Here is a 9,763-nt window from a genome sequence, read left to right as displayed (position 1 = left end):
TTTCCACTTTCGGTTCGGTGTCTAAGGTTCCTAGATAATTCTGTTGAATCATCAATTCTGACGCTAGACCGAGGGTTTCCTCAATGCTTATCTGTCAGAACATTAATACAGGCGATTATTCTAATCATGGCCATACACACCGTTTTTATTAATCGGAAAATTGATAATCTTTATATAGAGCACTATAATTAGAGGGCTCGATTACTATGGCACTTTGGCAGGGTAAATCCAACAGAAAGCCCACTGGCGGCAGACTCGTCCCCAGTCAGGGAAAGAGGAAATTCGAGATCAGCAGAGAGAAGCAGTTCACCAGAATCGGTGCGACGAACCTCAAGCAGTATCGCGGAATGGGCGGAAGTGTCAAGGTTGGTATGCTCAGCACAGAGTACGCAAATGTAATGGACAAGAAGACTAACAAGGTCACCAAGGCAAAGATCCTGACCGTTAAGTCTAACCCCTCGGATCCCAACTATGTTCAGCGTAACATCATGAACAAGGGAGCCACCATCTCCACAGAGATCGGAGATGCCATCATCACATCCAGGCCTGGCCAGGATGGAGCAATTAACGCAGTGCTCATTGAGTAATCACATTGACACAAACCTTTTCCTTACCCCTTAAGGGGTAAGATTACTTTTTTCTCTACATATTCTCGGAAACGCTTATTACCGTGAGGGCTATGCACAATCATGACATACGATCCGGATGTAGCAATCACCCTATGGCCAGAGTATTTTGACAAGAATCTGACCAGGTCTCAAGGCAGAAGACTCCCCAAGGAGCTCTGCGTAGATAATCCGGATTTGGACATCATCGCGAAAGGTGCAATGATCCTGGACCTCGAATACGAGATCCTCGAGGATATGTCTTACCCCAAGTTCCCCCGCGAGAAGCACGGATGCGTTCGCGTGGAGAGGACCGACATGTCCAAGACCGAACTCCTGCCCAAGATCGCTGAAGTCCTAGTCAAGAACCAATGAAGGTGATTCGATGATCAGCGGTTTGGATTCCAGGGTCATAGATGCGAACTCGGAAGCACTCGGTATTCCCGTATCCACATTGATGGACAATGCCGGGAAGATCGTTTCCAAATTCCTGGGGGACCACTATCCTCAGGGCAATATCCTGTTCGTGTGCGGTACAGGGAACAACGGAGGCGACGGTTTCGCCTCGGCTCTTCTGATGGATCCCGAGAGGGTAACAGTCGCACTGTTGAAGAAATCCAACCTCATTCGTTCTGAAATTGCCAAACAGAGGTACTCTCAGCTCAAATGCAGGGTCGAGGAGTACAGCCCCGAGCTCTTCAAAGACGCTGATGTTATAGTGGACTGTGCACTCGGAACCGGTATCAGAAGAGGAAAGGTCAAGGACCCCTACAGACAGTTCATCCTCGATGCGAATGCTTCAGGACTTCCTATAGTGTCCGTAGACACACCTTCCGGACTCGGTTCTGACATCACCATCGTACCCCAGACCACTATCACTTTCCACGACGTTAAAGTCGGAATGAACGACGATAACTGCGGCAACATCCTCGTGGCTGATGTCGGCATCCCCGTGGATGCAATGAAGTACATCGGACCCGGAGACGTGCTGAGATATCCGCTCCCTGATGAGAACAGTCACAAGGGAGAGAACGGAAGGCTCATGATCATCGCCGGCGGCCCCTACTTCGGTGCACCCGCGATGTGTTCCATGGCGGCCCTCCGCACCGGTGCGGACATCGTCAGATTGTTCACCCCTTCCAACGTAGCACAGGCCATATCGACCTACTGCCCCGTTCTCATGATCACCCCTCTTCCCGGAGACCGCCTGAACACGGATTCGGTCGACATGCTCCTGGCAGAGTCCATGAACTACGATGCTGTCCTGATCGGACCCGGTATCGGAAAGGACCCCGACACGATGCTTGCGGTGAAGGAGTTCGTAAGGAAATGCAAGACTCCTATGGTCATCGATGCTGATGCCCTTTCGGCCATCATCGGAATGGAGATCCTCACCCCCACCATCATCACACCACACAAGGGAGAATTCAGGAAACTGGATTCCAAATACGGAGGACCTGAACCTCTGGCGCAGTTGATGAATGTGACATTGCTCCTCAAGGGACATGTCGACACCATCACTGACGGAAACGCCACCAGGTACAACAGGGCGGGAACCCCCGCCATGACCGGTGCAGGTACAGGGGATGTGCTCTCAGGTACGGTCGCAGCATTGCTCTCCAAAGGCCTTACGACCATGGAAGCCGCTTCACTCGGTGCCTTCCTCTCCGGAAAGGCAGGGGAGTACGCATTCAGGGACAAATCCTATGGACTCATCGCTACCGATGTCATAGAAGAGATACCCCATGTCCTCAGGGACAATCTGAGGTAAGAATGGATCTGCAGCCAGTCTACGGGACGCCCGCCCTGAAGGCTGGTAACTCGCTTGTCATAGGCGATCTCCACATAGGTGTTGAATCACATCTGAGATCCAAGGGATTCCATCTTCAATCCCATACGAACGATATGAGGCAGGTCATACTGGACGCTGCCGATGAGGACATCAACAGACTTATCGTCATAGGGGATGTGAAGGATTCGGTTCCCGGTTCCTCCAAACAGGAATACAGGGAGATACCCGATTTCTTCGAAAGCCTTATGGAACGTTTCGACTCCATCGAAGTCGTGAGAGGGAACCATGACACCATGATCGAGGAGTTCCTGCCTAGCAGGGTGCATATCCGGCCATCCACAGGCATCAAGATCGATGATGTCGGTTTCGTGCACGGACATACGTGGCCCGCAGAAATGGTGATGAACTGTGAGACACTGGTCCTCGCACACAATCACCCTGCTGTGATGTTCAGAGACGGCGTTGGGAGACAGATGACCGAGCCTTGTTGGTTCAGAGGGAAATTCTGTAAGACCGAGGATGAGAAGTATCCCAAACTGCCTGAGAACTTCATAGTCATACCCGCATTCAACAGGATGCTTGGTGGATCGCCGGTTAATGTGATCGGAGAGGAACTGCTGGGACCCATCCTCACCAGTGACCTCCTGGACCTAGATAATGCACATATCTACCTTCTTGACGGCGTATATCTCGGTAGGAGATCGAATCTTATGATTACTGGCAGAGAGAACAACCGTTTCAAGCAGGGACCTACGACCCGCGCGAAATACAGTTGATTGTTCAATGTGATTCTTGTCCTGCTGTAAGAAAGCCTTCAGATCTGATGTGAAAAAAGAAAATGGACCGGTCGGGGAGTTTCCTCCCCTCCCGGTTGTTCAAAATACAAAGGCAAAGAGGGAGGGTTTCCCCTCCCAGGGTTTTGTCACTCAGTTGCGAGTTACGGTGTCGTAGACCGATCCATCAGAGTTCCTGATCACTGCGGTCAGGGGCATCTGTCCGGGCAGGCTGTGGGTTGCACAGGAGTTGCAGGGGTCGTATGCCCTGAACGCCATCTCAACCATGTTCAGCAGACCGGGTGAGACCTCATAGTTGTGGATGAGGGCCTTTGCGACCTTTGCAACATCCATACAGATGGGTCCGTTGTTGTTGGTGGTTCCGACAACGAGGTTACATGCTGTAACGATTCCGTTCTCGTCGCAGGTGTAGTCGTGGGTCAGGGTTCCTCTGGGAGCCTCGACACATCCTACTCCGCGTCCGCCGGCCTGGATGTCCTTCTGCTTGATGTCGCTGTTGGTCAGGTCGGGGCACTCTGCATCCTTGAGACACTTCTCAGCGCAGCAGAGCAACTCGATGATCCTTGCCCAGTGGGTGACCAGTGTGTGCTGGCAAGGTCCGGTGATTCCCTTGTCCTTGAGGATTCCCTTGTACTCGAGGAACTTCTCCTGAGCGAGGGGTGTGGGCATCTCCTTTGCGACGTTGAGCCTGGAAAGGGGTGATGCTCTGTACAGACCGCTGTTCTGTCCTGCTACGAGTCCCTTGTATCCGGGGTTCCTCAGGTAGGGGAACTTCTCGTAGGACCAGGGCTCGACTGCCTCTCCGATGTGGTCGAGGTAGTCATAGGGGTCGTACAGGTCGTGGTCGTCTCCCTTGGTGTCGACGACTTTGACCTTTCCGTCGTGGATCTCGAACTGTCCCTTGTCGTTAACGAGTCCCATGTGGTAGGTCTCGTTGTAGTAGAGGTCGGGGTTGAGGACGATGTCCATGTAGTCCTTGTTTGCAAGAACGACATCGCTGAAGACCTGGTATGAGGTCTTTGCGAACTCGACCATGTCCTTTGCGTATCCGATGATCTCCTGCTGCTGCTCCTTTGTGATCGAGGTTGTGACTCCACCGGGAACTCCCATCACAGGGTGAGTGGGCTTTCCTCCGATGATAGCCTGAACCTTCTGAGCCTCTGCACGGGTCTTGAGGACCGCGCTTCCGAGCTCGAGTCCGACACGGGCAACGACTCCGAGAACGTTCCTCTCCGCTGCAGGTGCTGCGGGTCCGCAGACGAAGTCGGGTGCTGCCAGCGCATAGAAGTGCGCAATGTGGCTGTGCACGAAGTGTGCGTTGTAGAACGTGTCCCTGAGCAGGTACGCTACATCGGTGGGCTTCGTGTTGTAACATCCGTCGATCGCCTTTGTGGATGCCAAGTGGTGGGCACCGGGGCACACACCACAAAGCCTTGCTGTTATCTGGTTGAGCTCTGTAACCTTCCTTCCGATACAGAATCTCTCGAATCCCCTCACCTCAGGGACCTGCCAGTAAGCGTTCGTCACATCTCCCTTGTCATCAAGGAAGATCTCGATCTTTCCGTGTCCCTCGAGACGCGTGATGGGGTCAACGGTCACCCTGTTTCCGGTGACCTTCTGCTTGTCGTCCCAAATGATTGGTCCTGCCATTTACTGACCTCCTTCTACAACTGCTTTCTTAATCAATGATTTACCGAGGGTGAATGCGTAGAAGTATCCGAGCGGGTCCTTGACCTCTGACATGATCTTCACGATTTCATCCTCTCCGATGATTCCATCGTCCTCACGGATCGGGAACATGGAAGCGATTGCGGTGAACACACTGGCTCCGTGCTCCTGAACATCCGAGGTGGGTCCGTAGCATCCACGGCAGGGCTGGCCTACCTTGGTGCACCTTGCGCCGCATCCGCCGACTGTGGCGGGTCCGAGGCACAGGATACCCTGGTCCATGAGGCAGACGTCAGGCTTGACATCGATCTCGTGGGGCTCGTAGATGTGCTCGATTCTGAGGTTCTCCTTCTTCCTGGGGCACTCCTCGCACAGAGTCTTGGATGTGATTCCGATCTCGGTTCCCTTGGGCGGGAGAGGTACTCCGTTGTATGCGAAGTCAGCAACTGCCTTCAGCAAGTAACTGATGGACTCCTGGAGGGGAGGGCATCCGGGGACGTAGTAGTCCACATCGATGACCTGGTCGAGAGTTTTGACTGTGTCGTAGAGGACAGGCAGTGTGAGCTCTCCCTCAGGGGCCTGGAATGAGGTCTGGGGGACGACAGGTGCATCTGCGTGGTAGTCGGCCTGGAAGTTGGCTGTCGAGGGGGTCTTCTGGTAGACGTACTCCAGAATCTCCTTTGCCTCTCCGGGAACGAGGTTCGCCAGAGCGGGGCTTCCACCGAAGCATGCGCAGGTTCCGTATGAAACGACGACCTTGGACTTCTGCCTGAGCAGCTTGACCATGTGTTCGTTCTCGGAGTTCCTGACTGCTCCAGAGATGATGGAGACGAGGATTGCTCCGTCTTCCATTGCCTCGATGTCCTTCTCCTTTCCGTCGGCTGCGACAGGCCACATGACGATGTCTGCCATGTCACCGATGGTCAGGATCCTCTCGTTTGTATCGAGGAGGGACACATCGCATCCTCCGCAAGCTGCTGCCCAATAGATGGCGAGCTTGAACTTTCCTCCTGGGGGTGCTCCGGGGAGCAGCTCTCCGAGGTCCGCTGCGGGGAGTCCGATTGTCTCGACTTCTCCTCCGGCTGCGGCTGCAGGTGCGGGTGCGGCCTTTGCGGCCTCCTTCTCAGCAGCCTTCTGCTCCTTCTTTGCGTCCTTCTTGAATAATTTGTCAAAGAATCCCATATCAGTTCGCCTCCTTCTTGAGCGGGGTGGGTCCGAGTTCCTTGATTGTGTCGACGAATCCGACGATCGTGGTCTGGAATTTCTCTCCCTCTGAAGCGGAAACCCACTCGAGCTTGAGTCTCTTGGGGTCGAATCCGTACTGCTCGAGGACCATCCTCAGCAGAGCGATTCTTCTCCTTGCCCTGTAGTTACCGCCGATGTAGTGGCAGTCTGCGGGGTGGCATCCGAGGACCATGACTCCGTCGGCTCCCTTGGAGAATGCCCTAAGGACGAACTCGGGGTCGACACGTGCGGAGCACATTGTCCTGATGATACGGAAGTTGGTAGGCATCTGAAGCCTTGCGACACCGGCTCCGTCTGCTCCGGCGTAAGAACACCAGTTGCAGCAGAATGTGACGATTCTGGGCTCGAAGTCTGCCAAATCACTCACCTCCGACAGGGTAGTCGAGACATGCGTCGATCTCGGCGCAGATCTGCTTGTTCCTGAATCCTCTCTGCTCCATCGCACCTGCAGGACAGGAAGCTACACAGCTTCCGCATCCCTTACAGAGACCTGCGTTGACGAAGCTCTTGAATGCTCCGTTGGGCTGCTGTACGAGGGAGATTGCGTTGTAGTCGCAGCATCCTACGCAGACACCGCAACCGTCACAGCGGTCGGGGTTGGAGGTTGCAACGATACCTTCAGAGATGTACTTGGACTTCGAGATGACGGTCAGCATCCTGGATGCTGCTCCGGAAGCCTGTGCGATACACTCGTCCATGAACTTGGGCCAGTGTGCCGCTCCAGCTACGTAGACTCCTTCTGTTGCGAAGTCGACGGGCCTGAGCTTCTGGTGTGCCTCGAAGTAGTATCCGTCCTTGGAGATGGGGACCTTGACCATCTTGGCGAGCTCCTCTTTCTCCTCCCTGAGGGGTGCGATTCCGGTTGCGAGCACGAGTGTGTCGACGGGGATCTCGAGTTCCTCTCCGAGTGTTGCATCGAATGCCTTGACGGTCTTTCCGTCGTAGGCGGGGAGCTCGTTCTCTACAGGGTACCTTAAGAACCTGACACCGAGCTGGCATGCCTTGAGGTAGAGCTCCTCGCGGAATCCGTATGTCCTGATGTCCTTGTGGATGACAGTGACGTTTGCGGTGGGATCCTTCATCTTGATCTTGATTGCGTTCCTGAGCATGGATGCGCAGCAGACACGAGAGCAGTAGTGGACCTTCTCGTTCCTCGAACCGATACAGCTGATGAACGCGACATCCTTTCCGGTGAACTCGCCAGCCTCGATCTTCTTCTCGAGAGCGATCTGGGTTGTGACCTTGGGGTCGGTTCCGAAGTTGTACTCGTTGGGCTGATACTGAGCGGCTCCGACTGCGAAGAGAACTCCTCCGACAGGGTAGCTGGAACCGTCGCTGAGCTGGAGTTCGAAGTTACCCTTGAATCCGGGGATGTCCTTGACTGTGACTCCGGTGTGGACTGTGATCAGCTTGTTGTGGTTGATCTTCTTGATCAGGTCTGCGAGGTAGTCCTTGACCTCTACTCCATCTTCTTTAAAGTTGAAGTTACGCGCGAATCCTCCGAGCTCCTTCTCCCTCTCGACGATGTGTACAGGGTATCCCTGTGCGGCGATGTCGAGTGCAGCGTTCATACCGGTGATTCCTCCTCCGATGACTGCTGCGGCCTGGGTGACGGGGATCTCGGATCCCTCGAGAGGCTCAAGCAGGCAGGCCTTGGCGATTGCCATTCTGATAAGGTCCTTTGCCTTTGCGGTTGCCTCCTCGTGGGCGTGCATGTGAATCCAAGAGCACTGGTCACGGATGTTGGCCATGTTGAACAGGTACTTGTTCAGTCCTCCGTTCCTGCATGCCTCCCTGAAGAGGGGCTCGTGTGTCCTGGGTGTACAGGATGCGACGACGACCCTGTTCAGACCCATCTCTCCGATTGCGTTCGAGATTGCATCCAGACAGTCCTGTGCGCATGCGTACTGAGACTCTGTCGCGTATACGACGTTGGGCAGTGTCTTTGCGTACTCTGCAACGGCGGGGACATCGACGACTGATCCGATGTTGATACCGCAGTGGCAGACCCATACTCCGACCCTGGGCTCTGCGCCGATGACATCCTTCTCCTCGGGGTAGACTTTGGGAGCGCAGGGCTCGAAGTCCTTTCCGACGATCCATGCTCCGGCCTTGGCTGCGGCTCCGCATGCCTCTGCAACGGATGTGGGGATGTCCTTGGGTGCTGCGAAGGCTCCGGTCACGAAGATACCGGGCCTGGTTGTCTCGAGGGGGTGGAAGACGGTGGTCTTACAGAATCCGTACTCGTTGAGCTCGATTCCGAGTGTCTGTGCGAATTCCTCTGCTCCCTCGGGGGGTGTGAGTCCGATGGACAGAACTGCCATGTCGAACTCCTCGGAGACTCCGTCGTTGTTGTCATCGGTGTAGTTGATGATGAGCTTCTTTGTGACGGGGTCTTCCTCGATGTTGGAGACACGTGCACCGCGGTGCATGTTGATTCCGTACTCCTTCTGGCCTCTCTCGATGTAGGCCTCGAACTCCTTTCCGTAGGACCTGATGTCCATGAAGAAGATGTCCTCCTGAAGGTCTCCGTGCTCCTTTGTGATCATTGCCTGCTTGGTCGCGTACATACAGCAAACGGACGAGCAGTACTTCTTCCAGCCCTTCTTCTGGGACCTGGAACCGCAGCACTGGATGTATGCGATCTTCTTGGGTGTCTCACCAGAAGAGGGAACGACGATGTGTCCCCTGTGAGGTCCGGATGCGCACATGATCCTCTCGTACTCGATTGCAGTGACGACGTTCTGGAATCTGCCGTATCCGTACTCGGTTGCGACGTTTGCGTCCCAAACCTTGAATCCGGTAGCTGCGATGATGGATCCGACATCAAGGGTGATGAGCTCGTCCTTGTCGTCGTAGTGGATTGCTCCCTTACCGCAGACTTTCTGACAGTTTCCGCACTTGTCCTTGTTGATCTTCATGCACACAGACGAGTCGATGACCGCGACACGGGGGACGGCCTGTGCGTGGGGGATGTAGATCGCTTTCCTTGTTGTAAGCCCGAACTCGTATTTGTCCGGGATGTTCTTTACAGGACACTTTGCGATACAGTCACCGCAGCCGGTACACTCACTGGGGTTGACGTACCTGGCCTTCTTCAGAACTGTGACCTTAAAGTTACCTGCTTCACCCTCGACTTTCTGGACCTCATGGTAGGTCAGAACGTCAATGTTCGGGTGTCCGTTACAATCCGCCATTTTAGGCGAGAGGATACATGCTGAACAATCATTCGTAGGGAATGTCTTGTCCAGACGGCACATTATACCTCCGATTGTGGGGTCTTTCTCCACAAGGTAGACATGAATGTCCCTGTCTGCGAGATCAAGCGATGCCTGAATTCCCGCAATTCCTCCTCCGATAACCAATGCCGATTTACTCAAATCATTGCCTCCGTATTTTGGAATGTAATATAGGATGGAATCATTGTATATTAAGGCCATATAAGTAAACTTTAAATTTGTGTTTTACATATTATAAAGGCAAACAGTTTACGATTTTTGTTTAAATCAATATTCGTTTAATTTTTCACCATCTTGACCTGTACCAGACAGAATATTGAGTATACCGATTTATCTCATCCTTTAGGGTAATGCTACAATTATTTTAGTAGATTTTTTAAAATTATTTCGTAATTAGGCGAAGGAAAATTTAACTTTTAT

General features: G+C 53.6%; 8 protein-coding genes. 4 read left to right on the top strand and 4 right to left on the bottom strand.

Features of this window, described 5'->3' with window-relative positions:
* Positions 1–206: 206 nt before the first annotated feature.
* From E7Z62_07450 to E7Z62_07435, 4 genes are all read left to right on the top strand, one after another.
* On the top strand, positions 207–587 hold the full coding sequence (locus E7Z62_07450; protein MBE6522938.1) for a 30S ribosomal protein S8e: 381 nt from the start codon (positions 207–209) through the stop codon (positions 585–587).
* 102 nt (positions 588–689) lie between these two features.
* Positions 690–980, top strand: coding sequence for a signal recognition particle protein Srp19 (locus E7Z62_07445; GenBank protein ID MBE6522937.1), 291 nt, complete (start codon positions 690–692; stop codon positions 978–980).
* Positions 981–990: 10 nt separating this feature from the next.
* Positions 991–2,376: an NAD(P)H-hydrate dehydratase gene (locus E7Z62_07440; protein ID MBE6522936.1), complete on the top strand. Its 1,386-nt coding sequence runs from the start codon at positions 991–993 to the stop codon at positions 2,374–2,376.
* Between the two features lie 2 nt (positions 2,377–2,378).
* A complete protein-coding gene (locus E7Z62_07435) occupies positions 2,379–3,173 on the top strand; it encodes a metallophosphoesterase (GenBank protein ID MBE6522935.1) in 795 nt (264 codons plus the stop codon).
* Positions 3,174–3,323: 150 nt separating this feature from the next.
* On the opposite strand, the gene E7Z62_07430 is transcribed toward E7Z62_07435, so the two are convergent.
* Genes E7Z62_07430 through E7Z62_07415 form a run of 4 tightly spaced genes read right to left on the bottom strand, consistent with a single transcriptional unit; the run spans position 3,324 to position 9,544 of the window.
* The gene (locus tag E7Z62_07430; protein ID MBE6522934.1) at positions 3,324–4,841 is read right to left on the bottom strand and encodes a Ni/Fe hydrogenase subunit alpha; all 1,518 of its coding nucleotides are present in this window, start codon (positions 4,839–4,841) and stop codon (positions 3,324–3,326) included.
* Positions 4,842–6,041 (bottom strand): oxidoreductase, encoded by a 1,200-nt coding sequence (locus tag E7Z62_07425; protein MBE6522933.1) that lies wholly within the window; start codon positions 6,039–6,041, stop codon positions 4,842–4,844.
* 1 nt (position 6,042) lies between these two features.
* Positions 6,043–6,462 carry a hydrogenase iron-sulfur subunit gene (locus tag E7Z62_07420; protein MBE6522932.1) on the bottom strand — a complete coding sequence of 140 codons (420 nt, stop codon included), beginning with the start codon at positions 6,460–6,462 and terminating at the stop codon, positions 6,043–6,045.
* A 1-nt stretch (position 6,463) separates the two neighbouring features.
* Complete coding sequence (locus E7Z62_07415; GenBank protein MBE6522931.1) at positions 6,464–9,544, bottom strand: CoB--CoM heterodisulfide reductase iron-sulfur subunit A family protein; 3,081 nt, start codon at positions 9,542–9,544, stop codon at positions 6,464–6,466.
* Positions 9,545–9,763: the final 219 nt, after the last annotated feature.

The organism is Thermoplasmata archaeon, assembly GCA_015063285.1.
Taxonomy (GTDB): domain Archaea; phylum Thermoplasmatota; class Thermoplasmata; order Methanomassiliicoccales; family Methanomethylophilaceae; genus Methanoprimaticola.
Note: the sequence above shows the minus strand (reverse complement) of the source record. Positions and strands in the feature narration are given on the sequence as shown.